We start from the raw sequence: 18,969 nt of genomic DNA on the forward strand, positions 1-18,969 counted from the left end.
GCGTGGGCGGGGAGCGGATAATTGGGGTCAGAGCCAATTTCGGACGGTACCTCGGGCTCCGGCATGAGCTTTGTCTCTAATTTGGATCCGACCCCATTTCTCCGTCGGGCCGGCGCCCAGATTCCGCTGGGCTCGCTACGGTTTCCATAGCGCCTCAGGTCCATTGGACGGGGGTTACAGAATGATTTTCCTTTTGCAGGGTCGCCGCATTACAATTGCAATGCATTTCCAGGAGCCGCCATGAAAACCGCCACCTTGCCCGCTCTGCGCGTGAACCCCAAGCTGCGCGATGCGGCCGAACGGGCCTTGCTCCCTGGTGAGACGCTGTCCAAGCTGATGGAAGCGGCGCTGGAAAGCCACATCGACCAGCGCGCCGCGCAACAGGAATTCATCGCGCGCGGCCTGCACTTTGCGCAAGAGGCTCGCGCGCAAGGCCAGTACATCAGCGCAGCCACCGTTGTGGCCAAGATGGAGAAAAAGCTGGCTGCCGCCCAAAGAAAGGCGAAGCGCTCCACGGACAAGCCGTGAACAGCTACCGCGTCCGGTTCACCCCGCACGCCGAGGCAGATTTGCTACGGCTCTACGACTTCCTGCTTGAGCACGATCTGGACACCGCGGAGCGCGCCCTGGCCGTCATCGGGCAGGCCCTGAAACTGCTGGAGCAGTTCCCCTTCTCATGCCGCAAGGCCGGCGACGGCCAGCACGGCCCACGGCTGCGCGAGATGGTGATCCCGTTTGGCGCGGCAGGCTACGTGGCGCTGTTCGAGATCGAGGACGCCAGCACGGTCACCATCCTGGCGGTGCGCCACCAGCGCGAGAACGACTACCACTGAGACCGGGCACGCCAACGCTCCGGCGCGGCTCACAGGCGGTCTAAGGGGTTTTGCGCATGCTGCGCAAACCGGTGCCCCCTATACTTTTGCAATGAACGAACTAGTACAAAAGCGCCGACTGGCCCCTGCCAGCGAGGCGCCGGCCAAGGAGACAGGCCGCACCAACGATCCGGAGCGGACCAAGGCCAACATCCTGCAGATTGCCGCTGCCGAATTCGCCGACAAAGGCCTGGCCGGCGCGCGCATCGACGAGATCGCCGCCGCCACCCAGACCAGCAAGCGGATGATCTATTACTACTTCGGCAGCAAGGAAGGCCTGTACTTGGCCGTGCTGGAGGAGTCCTACCGCCAGGTGCGCGACATCGAGGGCGAGCTGCACCTGCAAGACCTGGAGCCAGAGCAGGCCCTGCGCCGCCTGGTGGCCTTCACCTTCGACCACCACCTGCAGCACCAGACCTTCATCCGCCTGGTGATGTCCGAGAACATCAACCGCGGCCTGTTCCTGGCGCAAAGCGCCCGCATCCAGGAGCTGAACGTGCCGGCCATCGCCGCCATCGAGCACCTCTACAAGCGCGGCCTGGCCAGCGGGGTCTTCCGGCCCGGGCTGGATGCGCTGGACATCCATGCCTCGATCTCGGCGCTGAGCTTTTTCAACGTCTCCAACCAGCACACCTTCGGCCTGATCTTCAAGCTGGACATGCTCTCGCCGGCCTACGTCGCCCATCGGCGCGACAGCGTGATCGAGATGATCGTGCGTTTCATGCGCTCGCCTTGAGGGGGCCACCCCACCAAATCCGGCATAACAGCTATCGCTGGTATGTCGAAACCGTGCGGGTTTCCACGTACCCGCCAAAGTAACCAGTCCGTACAAAATCCCTGCCAGGAGACTTTTTGATGGTAGATAAATTGATTGACCAGGCCTGCCGGCTGCTCACGCTGCTGATGGTGGTGGCGCTGGCCCTGATGGTGCTGATGGTGTTCGGCAACGTGGTGCTGCGCTACGGCTTCAACACCGGCATCACGGTGTCGGAAGAACTCTCGCGCTGGATGTTCGTCTGGATGACGTTCATGGGCGCCCTGGTCGCGCTGCGCAAGCACGGCCACCTGGGCACAGACAGCCTGGTGTCGCGCCTGCCCAAGCTGGGCAAGAAGATCTGCCTGGGCCTGACCCATCTGCTGATGATCTGGCTGTGCTGGGTGATGCTGCAGGGCGCCATCGCCCAGACCAAGATCAACTGGGGCTCGACCAGCGCCGTGATGGAAGCCTCGATGGCCTGGTTCTATGCCAGCGGTGTGGTGTTTGCCGCCCTGGCCATGGTCATCATCGCCGCCGATTTCTGGAAACTGGTCACCGGCAAGCTGTCGGAGAAAGACCTGGTCGCCGTGGTCGAGTCCGAAGAAGAAACCCCCACCGAGAAGAACGCGCAAGCCAAGGCCTGAGACCATGACCATTGCAATTTTCCTGGGTGCCCTGCTGGGCACCATGGCCCTGGGCCTGCCGATCGCCTTCGCCCTGCTGGCCTGCGGCGCCGCGCTGATGTGGCAGATGAACATGTTCGACGCCCAGATCCTGGCGCAGAACGTGATCGAGGGCGCCAACAGCTTCCCCCTGCTGGCCGTTCCCTTCTTCATGCTGGCCGGCGAGGTCATGAACACCGGCAGCCTGTCGCGCCGCATCGTCAACCTGGCCATGGCCCTGGTGGGCCACGTCAAGGGCGGCCTGGGCTACGTGGCCATCCTGGCCGCGGCCCTGATGTCGGCCCTGTCGGGCTCGGCCGTGGCCGATGCCGCCGCCCTGACCGCTTTGCTGCTGCCCATGATGGTCAGGGCCGGCTACAACAAGCCGCGCTCGGCCGGCCTGCTGGCCTCGGCCGCGGTGATGGGCCCCATCATCCCGCCGTCCATCGGCTTCGTGGTGTTCGGCGTGGCGGCCAATGTGTCGATCTCCAAGCTGTTCATCGCCGGCATCTTTCCGGGCATCCTGCTGGGCGCGGCCCTGTGGGTGACCTGGTGGTTCCTGGTGCGCAAGGAAGTCCATGCGCCGCCGCCGCGCGCCAGCCGCGCCGACGTGATGGTCGCCCTGAAGGACGCCGCCCTGGCCATGGGCCTGCCGGTGATCGTGATCGTCGGCCTGAAGTTCGGCGTGTTCACACCGACCGAGGCGGCCGTGGTCGCCGCCGTCTACGCCCTGTTCATCTCCATGGTGGTCTACCGTGAGCTCAAGATCTCGCAGCTGTACGGCCTGTTCGCCGCGGCGGCGCAGACCACGGCGGTGATCATGTTCCTGGTGGCCGCCGCCATGGTCTCGGCCTGGATGATCACCGTGGCGAATCTGCCGGCAGAACTCGTGAGCCTGCTCAAGCCCCTGCTGGACCAGCCCATCCTGCTGATGATGGCCATCATGGTCATCACCATGCTGGTGGGCACGGCCATGGACATGACGCCCACCATCCTGATCCTCACGCCGGTGTTCATGCCCATCGTCAAGGCCGCCGGCATCGACCCGGTGTACTTCGGCGTGCTGTTCATGATCAACAACTCCATCGGCCTGATCACCCCGCCAGTGGGCACCATCCTGAGCACCGTTGCCGGCGTCGGCAAGATGAGCATGGACGAGGTGACCAAGGGCGTCTGGCCCTTCATGCTGGCGCAGTTCGCGGTGATGTTCCTCATGGTTCTGTTCCCCAGCATCGTCATGGTGCCGGCTAAGTGGTTCTTTGGCTGATCGATCCGAATCCCAACCCCCCAGGAGACAAAAGATGAAGCGACTGTTCCTCAAGACCGTGGTGGCCGCTGTTGCAGTGGCCGGCTTTGGCCTGGCGCAAGCCCAGACCAAGACCATCAAGTTCGCCAACCAGAACGCCAAGGGCCATCCCATCGTGATGGGCATGGAGAAGTTCGGCGAGATCGTTGAAGCCAAGTCCGGCGGCAAGCTCAAGGTCAACATCTTCCCGGGCGGCGCCCTGGGCAACGACCAGGCCAATGTGTCGGCCCTGCAGGGCGGCACGCTGGAGATGGCCTCGATGAACTCGGGCATCTTCGCCAGCATCGTCAAGGACTTCGCGATCTACGACTTCCCCTTCCTGTTCGCCAGCGCCAAGGAAGCCGACACCGTGGTCGACGGCGCCTTCGGCAAGGGCCTGCACGCCAAGCTGGAAGACAAAGGCCTGGTCGGCCTGGCCTACTACGAACTGGGCTTTCGCCAGATCACCAACAGCAAGCGCGCCATCGCCAAGGTGGAAGACATCGCCGGCCTGAAGCTGCGCGTCATCCCCAACCCGATCAACATCGACTGGGTCAGCGCGCTGGGCGCCAACCCCACGCCCCTGCCCTTCCCCGAGCTGTACGCCGCGCTGGAACAAAAGGCCGTGGACGGCCAGGAGAACCCCTTCGCGACCATCCAGGGCGCCAAGCTGTTCGAAGTGCAGAAGTTCATGACGCTGACCAACCACCAGTACAACCCGCAGTCGGTGGTCATCAGCAAGAAGTTCTGGGACTCGCTGTCGGCCGAGGAGAAAAAGATCGTGGCCGACGCCGCCAACGAGTCGGCCAAGTACCAGCGCGAGCAGTCGCGCGCTGCCGCCGGCGGCATCCTGGAGCAGCTCAAGAAGAGCGGCATGCAGGTCACCGAGCTGCCGCCCGCCGAAGTGGCCAAGCTGCGCGAGAAGATGAAGCCGGTCATCGCCAAGCACGCGGCCAGCGTCGGTGACGCCACCGCCGCGGCCATGATGGTCGAGCTGGACAAGCTGCGCAAATAAGGGCCTCGCCCTCCCGGTCCCGGCCCGTACGGCCGGGACCACACCCCTCTCGCAATGAACGCACGCATTCCCACTCCCATGCAGATCGACGGCCACACCGAGCTGATCGCCCACGTCGGCTGGCCGACGCACACGTTCAAGTCGCCGATGATCTACAACCCGTATTTCGCATCGGCGGGCATCAACGCCCTGGTCGTGCCCATGGGTTGCAAGCCAGAGAACTTCGCCGGCCTGCTGCGCGGCCTGTTCACCCTGGAGAACATCCGCGGCGCCCTGATCACCATGCCCCACAAGGTCAGCGTGGTCGGCCTGCTCGATGAGGTGACCCCCACCGTCAAGGTGGCCGGCGCCTGCAATGCGGTCAAGCGTGCGCCGGACGGCCGCCTGCTGGGCGACATGTTCGACGGCGCCGGCTTCGTGCGCGGCGTGCAGCGCAAGGGCCTGGAATTGAAAGGCGCGCGCTGCCTGGTCGTGGGCAGCGGCGGCGTGGGTTCGGCCATCGCCGCATCGCTGGCCGGCGCCGGCATCGCCGCGATCTCGCTGTACGACGTCAATTCCCCCGCAGCCGAAGGCCTGGCCCAGCGGCTGCGCACCCATTACCCGGCCATCGAAGTGGCCACCGGCAGCAACGACCCGGCCGGCCTGGACCTGGTGGTCAACGCCACGCCCATGGGCATGAACCCGGGCGACCCGCTGCCGCTGGACGTGGCGCGGCTCGATGCCCGCACCTTCGTCGGCGAAGTGGTCATGCAGGCCGAGATGACGGCCTTCCTCACCGCCGCCCAGGCGCGCGGCTGCCGCATCCAGGTGGGATCGGACATGCTGTTCGAGCAGATCCCCGCCTACCTGGAGTATTTCGGTTTCCCCACCACGACCGCGCAGGTGCTGCGCGATGGTGCCCGCCTCCAGTATTGAAGGAGTCACCCCCATGAGCGATCTGCTTGCCCGCGAGCCTTTGCAAGACTCGTACAGCGACGATGCCAACCCTCTGGGTCTGGACGGCGTCGAGTTCATCGAATACGCCACCTCCCAGCCCCAGGCGCTGGGCAATGTGCTGGAGATGATGGGCTTTCGCCCGGTGGCGCGGCACCGCTCGCGCGAGGTGCTGCTGTACCGCCAGGGCGGCATGAACATCATCGTCAACGCCCATCCGATGGAGGCGCCCTCGACCGTGCCCACCATCAGCGCCGTCGCCCTGCGCGTGCGCGATGCGCGCGCCGCCTACCGCCATGTGCTCGAGCGCGGCGCCTGGGAGGTGCCCACCCACCCCGAGGCCATGGAGCTGAACATCCCGGCCATCCATGGCGTGGGCGGCAGCCGCATCTACTTTGTCGACCGCTGGCGCGAGTTCTCCATCTACGACGTGGACTTCATCAAGATCCCGGCGGTGGAGCAGAACCCGCCGGCCACGGCCGGCCTGCATTTCTTCGGCATCGTGCAGTACATCGGCGTGGGCCGCGGCTACGACTGGATCGAGTTCTACAAGGAGCTGTTCGGCACGGCCCTGATCCCCGACGAACAGCGCTTTGGCATCATGCCCTCGGGCAAGCTGCTGCGCGCGCCGGCGGTGGAGGCAGCCAACCGCTTCATGCTGCAGCTGGTCGAGCCCGAAGCCGACTCCTTCTCGCGCGAAGAGCGCCTGCAGCGCCTGGGCCTGGGCGTGCCCGACGTGCTGGCCGCGGTGCGCGCCCTGCGCGCGCTGGGCATGGAGTTCGTCGAGACCGAAGCAGCGCACACCGAAAAGCGCGGCGCCCTGTCCAAGACCTACCTGGGCGGCGTGGTCTTCGAGCTGGTCCACAGCGAACAAGCCTGAGGACCCGGCCGTGAACCACGAGCGCAGCATCCGCCAGGCCATCGCCGGCCTGGGCATGGACACCATCACCCTGGCCGGCCCGCTGGAGGCCAAGCTGGAGGCAATGAAGGACGCGGGCTTCAGCCAGGTGATGCTCAAGGCCAACGACCTGGTCGGCCACCCGCAGGGCTGGAAGGCCGCCGTGCAGGCGGTCAAGGCCAGCGGCCTGCGCGGCACGGGCTTCCAGGTGCTGCGCGACTTCGAGGGCCTGTCGGGCCATCTGCACCAGTACAAGGTGGACATCGCCAAGACCATGCTGGAGATGTGCGCCGCCCTGGGTTGCGATGTGCTGCTGGCCTGCTCGTCGACCTCCACCCACGCCAGCCAGGACCTGGACCACATCGCCCGCGACCTGCGCAAGCTGGCCATGCTGGCCATCCCCTACGGCATCCGCATCGCCTACGAAGGTTTGAGCTGGGGCCGCACGGTCAACGAGTACACCACCGCCTGGGATGTGGTCACGCGCGCCGACTGCCCCAACCTGGGCCTGGGCCTGGACTCCTTCCACATCTTCGCGGCCAAGACGCCGCTGGCCGGCATCGAGGAGCTGGACCCGTCCTGGATCTTCCTGGTGCAGCTGTCGGACTTCATGTGGCAGGAGACCCGCACCTTCGAGGAGCGCATGGCGACGGCGCGCACCTTCCGCGTCTTCCCCGGCGAAGGCGTGCACACAGAGCAGGTCGTCGACCTGGTACAGAAGATTGACGCCCTGGGCTACACCGGCGACTACAGCTTCGAGGTCTTCAACGACGACTACGTGCAGATGCCTCTGCCCATGGTGGCCGAGCGCGCCCGCCGCTCCGCCCTGTGGCTGGCCGAAGACGTGCTGCGCCGTGCCGCGCCGCTGCCGGGGCAGCTGAAGCTGCGCACCTGATGCGCACCTGATTTCCGACAACAACAGGAGACAAGCATGAGAGTTCAGACATTGGCACGCGCAAGTGTGCTGATCGGCGCAGCCCTGCTCGCCGGCTGCGCGGGCATGGCGCCCACCGGCAAGCCGCTGGCCTGCGACGACGGCCTCAAGACCGCCTTCAAGCCCGACGCCCTGACCACCGTGGTGGCCGTGCGCGACATCAAGAAGGGCACGGCCCTGACAGCGGTGGACTCGGCCACGCCCATCGTCGCCGCCAACGACATGTGCCTGGTCAAGCTGCTGGTCGGCCCCGGCGTGACGGCCGAGAAGGACAAGACGGCGCGCTCCTATTCCGAGGGCATCGGCATCGAAGTCTGGCTGCCGGCCCATGCAGTCTGGAACGAGCGCATCCGCAACTACGGCGGCGGCGGCTGGGTCGGTGGCGGTCACCGCTACGCCGGCCAGATCGGCAGCAAGGTGCCGGCCCTGGTCAATGCCAACATGGGCTATGCCTCGGGCACGACCGACGCCGGCCAGCCCTTCTACCAGGACCCGTCCTTCGCCTTCCTGTCGGACGGCAAGGTCAACCTGGAAGCCTTCCGCGACGTCTCGGCCCGCGCCATGTACGAGCAGGCCATCAAGACCCAGGCGCTGGCCCAGCTGTATTACGGCAAGCGCCAGAAGTACGCCTACTACGACGGCCACTCGCAGGGCGGCCGCCAGGGCATGAAGGTGGCGCAGGAGCGCCCCGAGCTGTACGACGGTTACCTGATCGCCCAGCCGGCGCTGAGCGTGCCGCAGTTCGGCCTGTCGGGTTTCTGGACCCAGGTGGTGATGAAGAGCGAGCTGGGCATCAATGCCCTGAACAAGCCCGCTGCCGCCGCCTTCGCCAAGAAGGTCGATGCCGCCACCGCACGCGCAGTGAAAAGCTGCGACAAGGAAGGCCTGGGCTTTCTGCTCGATCCCTTCAGCTGCAGCTATGACCCGGTGCGCGACAGCGCGGGCCTGTGCACCGCGGCCGGCGGCAGCAATGCAGACGCCGCCACCTGCCTGTCGGCCAAGGAAGCCCTGGCGCTGGCCAAGATCTGGAACGGCCCGACCCGCGACGGCAGCTACGACGCCAACGCCTCGGTTGCCGCGCGCAGCGGCAAGACGCAGGCGCCACAGCAGCTGTGGTGGACGGTGACGCGCGGCTCTTCGCTGGGCGGCCAGATCAACAGCGCCGGCACCGACTTCATCGCGCTCACCATGCAGGATGTGAGCTACTCGGCCGACGGCAGTGCCACCAGTTCCATCCCGCCGGCCAATGCCTCGACCACGCGCCGCAACCGCTGGGCCGAAATGGGCTACGCCGCCTATGCCGACACCTATGCCAAGGCCGCGACCCTGCCCTTCCTGCGCGACTACGCCACCGACAACACCGATCTGGCCAAGCTGCGTGACCAGGGCCGCAAGATCCTGTTGTGGAACGGCCTGGCCGAGGACGTGATCCCGCCCCAGGGCGCAGTGCGCTACTACGAGCAGGTGGCGGCCCGCCTGGGCGGTGAAGCCCAAGTGCAGAAGTTCTTCCGCATGTACAACATCCCCGGCATGGCGCACAGCTCGCAGGGCCGGGCCTGGACCGTGGGCAACGTGAACAACACTGTGCCCATGCCCAAGCTGCCGGGCAATGCCAACCAGAACCCCACGCGTGAACAGGACACCATGTTCAGCGCCCTGGTCGACTGGGTGGAACGTGGCACGGCCCCGAACGACATCGTGCTGGCTTCGCGCGACAACGCCACCAGCTACCCGGTCTGCGTCTACCCGAAGAAGATCAGCTGGAACGGCACGGGCCCGGCCCGCCAGGCCGCCAGCTACAGCTGCCGCTGACGGACCACTGCGCCTTTAGAGGGAGGCGCGGCGGCCCGGCCCTGGGCACAATGGCCCATGCAAGAGCTCCTGCGGCTTTTTGACCAGCACGGCCCGCTGCTGGTCTTTCTCAATGTGCTGGTCGAGCAATTCGGCCTGCCGGTGCCGGCCGTGCCCAGCCTGCTGGTGGCCGGCATGCTGGCCGCCCAAGGCCAGCTTGTGGCCTGGCAGGTGCTGCTGCTGGCGGTGCTGGCCTCGGGCATCGCCAACTTCAGCTGGTTCCTGGCAGGCCGGCGCCACGGCATGCGTGTGCTAGGCCTGATGTGCCGCATCAGCCTGTCGCCCGACGCCTGCGTGCGCCGCACCGAGAGCGTCTTCACCCGCTGGGGCCTGGCCGCGCTGCTGGTGGCGCGCTTCATCCCTGGCCTGTCGGCCGTGTCCTCGCCCCTGGCCGGCGCCATGGGCTTTGGCGCCGGTCGCTTCCTGCTGTTCGATTCGGTGGGCACGGCCTTGTGGGCCGGCAGCGCCATCGGTGCCGGCATGCTGTTCCATCGCCAGGTCGACGCATTGATCGACACCTTGTCGCAGATCGGCGGCCTGGCCATCCTGGTGCTGGCCGGCCTGCTGGCCTTGTTCATCGCCTGGCGCTGGGTCGAACGCCAGCGCCTGCTGGGCTTTGTACGGCGCCACCGCATCGACGTGCTGCAGCTGCGCGCCCTGCTGGCGGCCGAGGCGCCGCCGGTGGTGGTGGACGTGCGCTCGCAGGCCACACGCGACCTGGACCCGCGCCGCATCCCCGGCGCGCGCGAATCCGACATCGAGGGCGTGCGCGCCCTGCTGGCCGACATACCGCTGGACCGCGAGGTCGTGCTGTACTGCGACTGCCCCAACGAAGCCTCGGCGGCGCGGGCGGCGCGCCTGCTGCTCAAGGCCGGCTACCAGCGAGTGCGCGCCCTGCACGGCGGCCTGCAAGCCTGGGAAGACCAGGGCTAGCTCCTATTTTCATAGCGCCTCAGGCTCATTTGACGGGGGCTAGAGGCTTATTTCCCTCTGAACGCCGCAAAAGAGGGCATGCCCGGCCGGCCCCATGCACCGCTCGCGTGCATTTTGTACGCAATGCTGCGCTGCGATTGCGTACAAAGCTGGCACGGCTGTTGCATCCGGCCCAGGCATGGATGAAGTCACCCCCACGCCTGCCGCCATCGAACTGGTCGCGCTGACCAAGCGCTATGCGCAAGGCGCGCCGGCGGTGGACGCCATCAACCTGCGCATCGCCAGCGGCAGCTACTGCTGCCTGCTGGGGCCCTCGGGCTGCGGCAAGAGCACCACCTTGCGCATGATCGCCGGCCATGAGAGCGCCACCAGCGGCGACATCCTGCTGGACAACCGCAACATCACCAACCTGCCGGCGGCCGGCCGCGGCACGGCCATGATGTTCCAGAGCTTCGCCCTCTTCCCCCATCTGAGCGCGCTGGACAACGTGGCCTTCAGCCTGAAGATGAAGGGGGTTGGCAAAGCAGAACGCCACAAGCAGGCCGGTGATCTGCTCGAACGGGTGGCCATGGGCCATCTGGCGCAGCGCAAGCCCGGCGAGCTCTCGGGCGGACAGCAGCAGCGCGTGGCCCTGGCCCGCGCGCTGATCACCCAGCCCAAGGTGCTGCTGCTGGACGAGCCGCTGTCGGCGCTGGACCCCTTTTTGCGCGTGCAGATGCGCGCCGAGCTGCGCCGCTGGCAAAAGGAACTGGGCCTGACCTTCATCCACGTGACCCACTCGCAGGAAGAGGCCATGGCCCTGGCCGACACCATGGTGGTGATGAACCAGGGCCTGATCGAACAGGTGGGCTCGCCGCACGAAATCTACAACGCGCCAGCCACCGAGTTCATCGCCCGCTTCATGGGCGGCCACAACGTGATCGAAACCGGCGTCGGCAAGATCGCCGTGCGCAACGACCACATGCTGATCGCCCCCTCCGAGCCGACGGCTCCTGCACAGGGCATCGCCGGCATGGCCGCGACCATCACCGACGTCGAGTACCAGGGCACCTATGTGCTGCTGGGCCTGGATGCGCGCACCGCCACCGGCTCCACGGGGGTCTCGGTGATGTTGCCCGAAGCCGCCTTCGCCCAACGCCCCTACACGCTGGGCGAAGACGTTCATTTGTCCTGGCACGCTGCCCATTCGTTGCGCGCCTGATTCGTTTTTTACCAAGGAGAGCCACCATGTCCGACGACACCATTGAATCCACCAGCGGCCTGCAACGCCGCACCGTGCTGACCGGCATGGCCGGCATCCTCGCCACCGGCATGGCGCCGGCCATCGGCCAGGAAAAAATCACCCTGCGCTACCTGGGCACGGCAGTGAACCAGGACAAGGCCATCGGTGAGAAGTTCGAGAAGGACACCGGCATCAAGATCCAGTACGTGGCCGTCACCACCGACGACGTCACCAAGCGCGCCGTCACCGCGCCCAACAGCTTCGACCTGATCGACACCGAGTACTTCTCGCTCAAGAAGATCGTGCCCACCGGCAACCTCAAGGGCATCGACACCAAGAAGATCAAGAACGCCGACAAGATCACCTCCCTGTTCACCACCGGCACCGTCGCCGGCAAGGCCGTGGGCGACCAGGGCACGGCGCCCAAGAAGGTGATCTACCTGGAGAGCGAGAAGAGCAAGAAGTTCTCGGCCACGCCGACGCAGTTCATGTCGCTGATCCCCACGGTCTACAACGCTGACACGCTGGGCATCCGTCCCGACCTGATCAAGCGTCCGATCTCCTCCTGGGCCGAGCTGCTCAACCCCGAATTCAAGGGCAAGGCCGCCATCCTGAACATCCCCTCCATCGGCATCATGGACGCCGCCATGGTGGTGGAAGCCAAGGGCATCTACAAGTACCCGGACAAGGGCAACATGACCAAGAAGGAGATCGACCTGACGATCGCCACCTTGATCGAAGCCAAGAAGGCCGGCCAGTTCCGCGCCCTGTGGAAGGACTTCAACGAGTCGGTCAACCTGATGGCCTCGGGCGAAGTGGTGATCCAGTCCATGTGGTCGCCGGCCGTCACCGCCGTGCGCACCAAGGGCATCGCCTGCAACTTCCAGCCCCTGAAGGAAGGCTACCGCGCCTGGGCCGCCGGCTTCGGCGTGCCGGCCACGCTGTCGGGCAAGAAGCTCGACGGCGCCTACGAATTCATCAACTGGTTCCTCGACGGCTGGGCCGGCGCGTACCTCAACCGCCAGGGCTACTACAGCGCCGTGCTGGACACGGCCAAGGCCAAGATGGAAGCCTACGAGTGGGCCTACTGGATGGAAGGCAAGCCCGCTTCGCAAGACATCAAGAGCCCCAACGGCGACGTGCTGGCCAAGACCGGCGCGGTGCGCGACGGCGGCAGCTACGAAGCACGCATGGGCGGCATCGCCTGCTGGAACGCCATCATGGACGAGAACGAGTACATGGTGAAGAAGTGGAACGAATTTGTTGCAGCCTGATTGACTGAGCAATGACCACAAGCACGAGCACCACCAAGACCCTGCCCGCCTGGCTGCAGGCGGCGCCGTTCACGGCGGTGTTCGTGCTGTTCTTCCTGGTTCCGCTGGCCCTGATCGCCATGGTCAGCTTCTGGAACTTCAACGAGTACGAGCTGCTGCCCGGCTTCAGCCTGCGCAACTACTTCGCCATCTTCGAAGGCTGCGGCGCGCTCAACGAGCGGGGTGACCTGTGCGTCACGCTCGCCACCTATTTGTCCACCCTGAAGTTCTGCCTGCTGGTCTGGGCCATCACCCTGGTGGTGGGCTTCGCGGTGGCTTACTTCCTGGCCTTCCACGTCAAGTCGTCCGGCATGCAGACGGCGCTGTTCGTTCTGTGCACCGTTCCCTTCTGGACCTCGAACGTGATCCGCATGATCTCCTGGGTGCCCCTGCTGGGGCGCAACGGCCTGGTCAACCAGGGCCTGATGGCCACCGGCCTGGTCCACGAACCTGTGGAGTGGCTGCTGTTCTCCGACTTCTCGGTGGTGCTGGCCTTTGTGCACCTCTACACCATGTTCATGATCGTGCCCATCTTCAACAGCATGATGCGCATCGATCGCTCACTACTGGAAGCGGCCAGCGACTCGGGCGCCTCCGGCTGGCAGACCCTGTGGAACGTGGTCGTGCCGCTGTGCAAGACCGGCATCCTCATCGGCTCGATCTTCGTCATCACCATCGTCATGGGCGACTTCGTCACCATCGGCGTGATGGGCGGCCAGCAGATCGCTTCGGTCGGCAAGATCATCCAGGTGCAGACCTCTTACCTGCAATTCCCGCTAGCGGCGGCCAACGCCGTCATCCTGCTGGCGGTCGTCCTCATGATCATCTGGGGCCTGACCCGGCTGGTCGATATCCGCAAGGAACTGTGATGCGTGAAGCGCGCGCTCCCGGCTTCTGGCCACTGGCCACCGTCTTCGGCCTGTTCGTGCTCTTCATGTACGGGCCCATGCTGACCATCTTCGTGCTGTCCTTCCAGGGACCGGAGGGCGGCCTGACCTTTCCGCTGCGCGGCCTGTCGCTGCACTGGTTCCGCAAGCTGGCCGAAGGCCTGGGCACGGTGGACATCGGTGGGGCCTTCCAGCGCTCCCTGATGCTGGGCGCGGTGGTGATGGCTTTCACCGTGGTCCTGTCGGTGCTGGCCGGCCTGGCCTTCCGCAAGAAGCTCACCGGCGGCAACCTGCTGTTCTATGTGACGGTGGCCAGCCTGATCATGCCGTCCATCATCGTCTCGCTGGGCATCGGCCTGCAGTTCCGCCTGCTCGACACCGGCATCAAGGCCATGCTGCCCGAGAGCATGCTGGAGGACTACGGCACGGCCCTGGGCCTGCTGACCTCAGCGCTGGGCGCGCACCTGACCTGGACCTTGCCCTTCGGCCTGCTGATCATGTTCGCGGTGTTCAACCGCTTCAACCCGGCTTACGAAGAAGCGGCACGCGACCTGGGCGCCACGCCCTGGCAGAGCTTCCGCTTCGTCGTGCTGCCGCTGATCGGCCCCTCGGTGGTGGGCATAGGCATGTTCGGCTTCACCCTGAGCTGGGACGAGATCGCCCGCACCTCGCAGGCCATCGGCGACGTCAACACCTTGCCGCTGGAGCTGCAAGGCCTGACCTCCACCGTCACCACGCCGTCCATCTACGCGCTGGGCACGGTGACCACCATCGTCTCCTTCCTGGTGATGGGTGTGGCCGTGGGCCTGGCCATGGCACTGGGCAAGCGGCAGAAGAAGGGCAGGACGTGAGCGTCAGCCCGCTGCCGCTGACCGACAACGAGATGTACGAGCGCATGGTCTCGGCCATCCTCGACCACCGCCTGCCGCCGGGCACCAAGCTGGTGGAAGACAAGCTGGCCACGGCCTTCGGCGTCTCGCGCACGCGCATCCGGCCTGTGCTGGTGCGCCTGGCCAACGAGCAGGTGGTGACGCTCACACCCAACCGCGGCGCGGCCATCGCCCAGCCCAGCGAGCAGGAGGCGCGCGAGGTGTTCGAGGCACGGCGCCTGATCGAGCCCACCCTGGTGGCGCTGTTCATCGCCAAGGCCGACGCCGCCGACATGGCGCACCTGGCCTCCAGCATCGAGGCCGAGGAAGCGGCGCGGCTGGCCGGCGACATGCGCCGTGCCATCCGCCTGTCGGGCGACTTCCATCTGCAGATCGCCGAGCGCGCCGGCCACCAGACCCTGGGCCGCATCCTGCGTGAGCTGACCTCGCGCACCTCGCTCATCCTCATGACCTACAGCTCGGCCCATGCCGGCGAGCGCGAGGAAGCCACGGCCTGCGGCTGCCGCGAGCACCGCACCTTGCTCGACGCCATCCGCCTGCGCGATGCGGCGGAAGCGGGAAACCGCATGCGCGAACACCTGAACCGGCTGGAGTCGCAGCTGCAGTTCAGCGCGGCGGCCGAAGCCGCGCCCGACCTGGCCGTGCTGTTCGGCACCTGATGCCCACCATGCGCCGGCTGCTGGTCGTCAACCCCAATACCTCGGCCTCGGTGAGCGCGCTGCTGCAACAACACGTGCAAGCCGAGGCCGGCCTGCATGTGCGGGTGCGCACCGTCACCGCGCGCTTTGGTGCGCCCTACATCGCCGACGAAGCCAGCTACGCGGTGGCGGGACACGCCACGCTCGATGCCTGGGCAGCGGCGCTGGCGTCCAGGGAGGCCGAGCCCGATGCGGTGCTGATCGGCTGCTTTGGTGACCCAGGCCTGCTGGCCCTGCGCGAGAGCAGCCCCGTGCCCGTCACCGGCCTGGCCGAAGCAGCTTTCATCGAGGCCGCGCGCCACGGCCGCTTTGCCATCGTCACCGGTGGCCAGCGCTGGGGGCCGATGCTCCAGCGCCTGGCCCATGCCCTGGGCCATGGGCCAGCGCTGGCCGGCATCCACACCGTAGTTCCCACCGGCGCGCAACTGGCGGCCGACCCCGTGGCCGCGCGCGAGCTGCTCAGCCAGGCCTGTCTGGACGCGGTGCGCCAGCTTGGCGCGCAAGCCGTCATCCTGGGCGGCGCCGGCCTGGCCGGCATGGCGGCGCAGATCCAGCCTTCGCTGGGCGTGCCCCTGATCGACAGCGTGCTGGCCGGCGCCCGCTGGGCCCTGCGCAGCCATGTGCTTGCGCCGGCGCGCGAGACCGCGGGCTTCGACCTGCCCTGGCAGGGCCTGTCGCCAGAACTGACGGCGCTGGGAACGAAGCCAGCCTGAAGCGGCTCAGGTGGCTTCGGAGGGATGCGCGATCGCCGCATCCGTCTTGCGCTTGAAGATGGCGAAGCTGCCGCTGGCCTTGGCCACCAGCACGCCATCGAGATGAATGCTGGCCTCCATGGCCGCCACCGTCTTGCCCCGGCTGATGGTCTCGCCGGTGCAGACCAGCTCGCCGTCGAAGACCGGCTTGAAGTAGGTAATCTTGCATTCGATGGTGGCGCAGATCTCGCCGTCTTCCAGCGTCGAATACAGCGCCGCCCCCATCGCCGTGTCCGCCAGCGTGAACAGCACCCCGCCATGGACCACGCCCGTGCCGTTGCGGTGCAAGTCCTGCACTTTGAGCAAGCAGCGCGACCGCCCCTGCGCCGGCTGCTCGAACTGCAGGCCGATGTGGTTGGTGAAGCGCGCTTTTTTGGGCATCAGAAGCCGGCAGCCAGGCCGTCGCGGCGCGGGTCGCTGGCGACGACGTAGCCTTCCTTCTTGGGGTTGCCCATGCGCCAGATGAACTGGCCGGCGCCGAAGTCCTGGTAGTTGTCGTTGATGACCTCCACCTGGTGGCCGCGCTGCTGCAGCGCCGCCACGGTGGTCTTGTCCATCTGCTGTTCGACGTTGATCTCCAGGCCGGCGTTGTAGCGCCAGCGCGGCGCGTCGCAGGCGGCCTGCGGGCTCTGCTTGAAATCGAGCATGCGCACCAGGGTCTGCATGTGGCCCTGCGGCTGCATGTTGGCGCCCATCACGCCATAGCTCATCACCGGCTGGCCGTCCTTGGTCAGGAAGGCCGGGATGATGGTGTGGAAGGGCCGCTTGCCCGGCGCCACCTGGTTCGGGCCTTCATTGAGGCTGAACGCGTGGCCGCGGTTTTGCAGGCTGATGCCGAAGTTCGGCTCGACGCAACCCGAGCCGAAGCCCATGTAGTTGCTCTGAATGAAGCTGACCATCATGCCGTTCTCGTCGGCCGTGGTCAGGTAGATGGTGCCACCCTTGACCGGGTTGCCGGCGCCGAAGTCCTGCGCCTTCTTCATGTCGATCAGCTTGGCGCGGCTGGCCAGGTAGGCGTCGTCCAGCATCTGGTCGACCGTCACCTCCATGTTGGCCGGCTCGGCCACGTACTTGTAGACGTCGGCAAAGGCCAGCTTCATGGCCTCGATCTGCAGGTGCTGCGCGTCGGGGCCGTCCACCGCCATGCCGGCGATGTCGAACTTGTCCAGGATGCCCAGTGCGATCAGCGCGGCGATGCCCTGGCCGTTGGGCGGGATCTCGTGCAGGGTGTGGCCGCGGTAGTTCTTGCCGATGGGCTTGACCCACTCGGGCTTGTAGTCGGCGAAGTCGCGCGCCGTGATGCTGCCGCCATTGGCCTTGGAGAAGCGCTCGATGGCGTGGGCGATCTCGCCGCCGTAGAAGGCCTCGCCCTTGCTGCGGGCGATGGCGCGCAGGCCCTTGGCCGCCGCCTTGAACTGGAACAGCTCGCCGACATTGGGCGCGCGGCCCCAGGGCATGAAGGCCTGGGCAAAGCCCGGGCCCTGGCCCAGTTCGGCCAGCGCCGCGGCCCACTTCTGCTGCACCACCACCGGCAGCAGGTAGCCACGCTCGGCGATGTCGATGGCCGGCTCCAGCAGGTCGCCGAAGGGCAGCTTGCCAAAGCGCTCGCTCATGGCCATCCAGCTGCCGACGGCGCCGGGCACGGTGACCGAGTCGAAACCGCGCTTGGGCGGCGTGGCGGCGTCCTGGCCGTACTTGCTCTTGAAGTTCTGCGCGGTCCAGGCGGCGGGCGCGCGGCCCGAGGCGTTCAGGCCGTGCAGCTTCTTGCCGTCCCACAGGATGGCGAAGGAGTCGCTGCCCAGGCCGTTGCTGACCGGCTCGCAGATGGTCATCACGGCGGCGGCGGCGATGGCGGCGTCCACCGCGTTGCCGCCCTTCCACAGCATGCGCAGGCCGGCCTGCGAGGCCAGCGGGTGCGAGGTGGAGACGGCGTTGCGGGCAAAGACCGGGATGCGCGTCGTGGGATAGGGGTTGTGGAAATCGAATGCGTGGGCCATGGAACTGTTGGTCTTTGTCTGTTTAGTCGGTCGTGATCTTGCGGTCGGCGATGATCTTCTTCCACTTGGCGCGGTCGGCCGCGGCCATGGTGGCGAACTGCTGGGGCGTGCCGCCCACCGGGTCGATGCCCAGGCGCGCCAGGCGCTCCTTGACGTCGGCTTCCTTGAGCGCCTGGACGATGCCGGCGTTGACCTTGGCCACCATGTCGGCCGGCAGGTTCTTCGGGCCGTACATGCCGAACCAGGTGACCGACTCCCAGCCGGGGATGGTCTCGGAGATGGCCGGCACGTCCGGCAGCAGCGGCGAGCGCTTCAGGGACGTGATGCCCAGGGCGCGCAGACGGCCTTCCTTGACATGAGGCAGGCCGCTGGGCAGCGAGTCGAACAGCACGTCGACCTTGGCGCTGACCAGGTCGGGGATGGCCAGGGCCGTGCCACGGTAGGGGATGTGGACCAGGAACAGGCCGGCCTGGGCCTTGAAGTACTCGGACGTCAGGTGCACCACCGTGCCGTTGCCGCTGCTGGCGTAGTTGAGCTTGCCGGGGTTCTTCTTCGCGTGCTCGATCCACTCCTTGACGGTCTTGGCCGGCGAGTTGTTGGGCACGACCATGATGCTGGGCGCGTCGCCAATGTGGGAGATCGGCGTGAAGTCATTGACCGCGTCGTAGGGCAGCTTGCCGCCGAAGGCCGGCGCGATGCTGTGCGTGCTGGAGGTGGCCAGCAGCAGCGTGTAGCCATCGGGATGGGCCTTGGCCACGATGTCCGAGCCGATGGTGCCGCCGGCGCCGGGCTTGTTGTCGACCACCACGGTCGTGCCCAGTTTCTCGCCCAGCTTTTGCGAGACCGCGCGCGCGAAGATGTCGGTCGCGCCGCCGGCCGGGAACGGCACGACAAGGCGGATCGGCTTGTTGGGATAGGCGGCTTGGGCCAGGGCCTGGGACGGCGCAACGCCAAAAGCCAGGGCGGCGAGCAGGAAAGAGGAGATGAGCTTCATGGCTGCAATTATCCCGGCCCCAGGCACAAGCAAACGCGAATATTGCTTTATCAACGCTAAACCATTGCTTTAGCAT

The 18,969-nt window shown here is 66.6% G+C and carries 20 protein-coding genes; 17 read left to right on the forward strand and 3 right to left on the reverse strand.

All coding sequences use genetic code 11. The annotated features are described in order from the left end of the window. Nucleotides 1-240: 240 nt before the first annotated feature. The 17 genes from Q0632_RS10085 (at nt 241) to Q0632_RS10165 (ending at nt 15,863) form a co-directional block, all read left to right on the forward strand. Entirely contained in the window at nt 241-528 is a 288-nt protein-coding gene (locus Q0632_RS10085; RefSeq protein WP_298928361.1) for a YlcI/YnfO family protein, read from the forward strand. Further along, nucleotides 525-833, forward strand: coding sequence for a type II toxin-antitoxin system RelE/ParE family toxin (locus Q0632_RS10090; RefSeq protein WP_298928367.1), 309 nt, complete (start codon nt 525-527; stop codon nt 831-833). The genes Q0632_RS10085 and Q0632_RS10090 overlap by 4 nt, the downstream gene beginning before the upstream one ends. 91 nt (nt 834-924) lie before the next feature. Beyond that, a complete protein-coding gene (locus Q0632_RS10095) occupies nt 925-1,608 on the forward strand; it encodes a TetR/AcrR family transcriptional regulator (RefSeq protein ID WP_298928370.1) in 684 nt (227 codons plus the stop codon). A gap of 119 nt (nt 1,609-1,727) precedes the next feature. Continuing rightward, a complete protein-coding gene (locus Q0632_RS10100) occupies nt 1,728-2,273 on the forward strand; it encodes a TRAP transporter small permease (RefSeq protein WP_298928373.1) in 546 nt (181 codons plus the stop codon). A gap of 4 nt (nt 2,274-2,277) precedes the next feature. Beyond that, entirely contained in the window at nt 2,278-3,558 is a 1,281-nt protein-coding gene (locus tag Q0632_RS10105; protein ID WP_298928377.1) for a TRAP transporter large permease subunit, read from the forward strand. A 34-nt stretch (nt 3,559-3,592) separates the two neighbouring features. Further along, nucleotides 3,593-4,591, forward strand: a complete 999-nt coding sequence (locus Q0632_RS10110) for a TRAP transporter substrate-binding protein (protein ID WP_298928380.1) — start codon at nt 3,593-3,595, stop codon at nt 4,589-4,591. Nucleotides 4,592-4,645: 54 nt separating this feature from the next. After that, nucleotides 4,646-5,506 carry a shikimate dehydrogenase gene (locus Q0632_RS10115; protein ID WP_298928383.1) on the forward strand — a complete coding sequence of 287 codons (861 nt, stop codon included), beginning with the start codon at nt 4,646-4,648 and terminating at the stop codon, nt 5,504-5,506. A 13-nt stretch (nt 5,507-5,519) separates the two neighbouring features. Further along, nucleotides 5,520-6,404, forward strand: coding sequence for a 4-hydroxyphenylpyruvate dioxygenase (locus Q0632_RS10120; protein ID WP_298928386.1), 885 nt, complete (start codon nt 5,520-5,522; stop codon nt 6,402-6,404). A gap of 55 nt (nt 6,405-6,459) precedes the next feature. Next, the gene (locus Q0632_RS10125) at nt 6,460-7,317 is read left to right on the forward strand and encodes a sugar phosphate isomerase/epimerase (RefSeq protein ID WP_298928895.1); all 858 of its coding nucleotides are present in this window, start codon (nt 6,460-6,462) and stop codon (nt 7,315-7,317) included. A 36-nt stretch (nt 7,318-7,353) separates the two neighbouring features. Beyond that, nucleotides 7,354-9,168, forward strand: a complete 1,815-nt coding sequence (locus Q0632_RS10130) for a tannase/feruloyl esterase family alpha/beta hydrolase (protein ID WP_298928390.1) — start codon at nt 7,354-7,356, stop codon at nt 9,166-9,168. 57 nt (nt 9,169-9,225) lie between these two features. After that, nucleotides 9,226-10,140 carry a rhodanese-like domain-containing protein gene (locus tag Q0632_RS10135; RefSeq protein WP_298928393.1) on the forward strand — a complete coding sequence of 305 codons (915 nt, stop codon included), beginning with the start codon at nt 9,226-9,228 and terminating at the stop codon, nt 10,138-10,140. 178 nt (nt 10,141-10,318) lie between these two features. Further along, nucleotides 10,319-11,341 (forward strand): ABC transporter ATP-binding protein, encoded by a 1,023-nt coding sequence (locus tag Q0632_RS10140; protein ID WP_298928397.1) that lies wholly within the window; start codon nt 10,319-10,321, stop codon nt 11,339-11,341. A gap of 26 nt (nt 11,342-11,367) precedes the next feature. Next, nucleotides 11,368-12,636 carry an extracellular solute-binding protein gene (locus Q0632_RS10145; RefSeq protein WP_298928400.1) on the forward strand — a complete coding sequence of 423 codons (1,269 nt, stop codon included), beginning with the start codon at nt 11,368-11,370 and terminating at the stop codon, nt 12,634-12,636. A gap of 11 nt (nt 12,637-12,647) precedes the next feature. Beyond that, on the forward strand, nt 12,648-13,544 hold the full coding sequence (locus Q0632_RS10150) for an ABC transporter permease (protein ID WP_298928403.1): 897 nt from the start codon (nt 12,648-12,650) through the stop codon (nt 13,542-13,544). Beyond that, nucleotides 13,544-14,413: an ABC transporter permease gene (locus Q0632_RS10155; RefSeq protein ID WP_298928405.1), complete on the forward strand. Its 870-nt coding sequence runs from the start codon at nt 13,544-13,546 to the stop codon at nt 14,411-14,413. Before Q0632_RS10150 ends, Q0632_RS10155 begins: the two co-directional genes overlap by 1 nt. Nucleotides 14,414-14,445: 32 nt before the next feature. Then, a complete protein-coding gene (locus tag Q0632_RS10160) occupies nt 14,446-15,111 on the forward strand; it encodes a GntR family transcriptional regulator (RefSeq protein ID WP_298928898.1) in 666 nt (221 codons plus the stop codon). Nucleotides 15,112-15,119: 8 nt separating this feature from the next. Next, on the forward strand, nt 15,120-15,863 hold the full coding sequence (locus Q0632_RS10165; RefSeq protein ID WP_298928901.1) for an aspartate/glutamate racemase family protein: 744 nt from the start codon (nt 15,120-15,122) through the stop codon (nt 15,861-15,863). Nucleotides 15,864-15,869: 6 nt separating this feature from the next. Here Q0632_RS10165 and Q0632_RS10170 read toward each other — a convergent pair whose 3' ends face one another. The 3 genes from Q0632_RS10170 to Q0632_RS10180 are packed head-to-tail and all read right to left on the reverse strand — an operon-like array spanning nt 15,870 to nt 18,893. Continuing rightward, nucleotides 15,870-16,283 (reverse strand): PaaI family thioesterase, encoded by a 414-nt coding sequence (locus Q0632_RS10170; RefSeq protein ID WP_298928408.1) that lies wholly within the window; start codon nt 16,281-16,283, stop codon nt 15,870-15,872. Then, nucleotides 16,283-17,899, reverse strand: coding sequence for a gamma-glutamyltransferase family protein (locus Q0632_RS10175; RefSeq protein WP_298928411.1), 1,617 nt, complete (start codon nt 17,897-17,899; stop codon nt 16,283-16,285). Before Q0632_RS10175 ends, Q0632_RS10170 begins: the two co-directional genes overlap by 1 nt. Before the next feature lie 22 nt (nt 17,900-17,921). Next, the gene (locus Q0632_RS10180; protein ID WP_298928413.1) at nt 17,922-18,893 is read right to left on the reverse strand and encodes a tripartite tricarboxylate transporter substrate binding protein; all 972 of its coding nucleotides are present in this window, start codon (nt 18,891-18,893) and stop codon (nt 17,922-17,924) included. Nucleotides 18,894-18,969 lie beyond the last annotated feature (76 nt).

The sequence above is a fragment of the uncultured Ramlibacter sp. genome (assembly GCF_936925435.1).
Taxonomy (GTDB): domain Bacteria; phylum Pseudomonadota; class Gammaproteobacteria; order Burkholderiales; family Burkholderiaceae_C; genus Ramlibacter.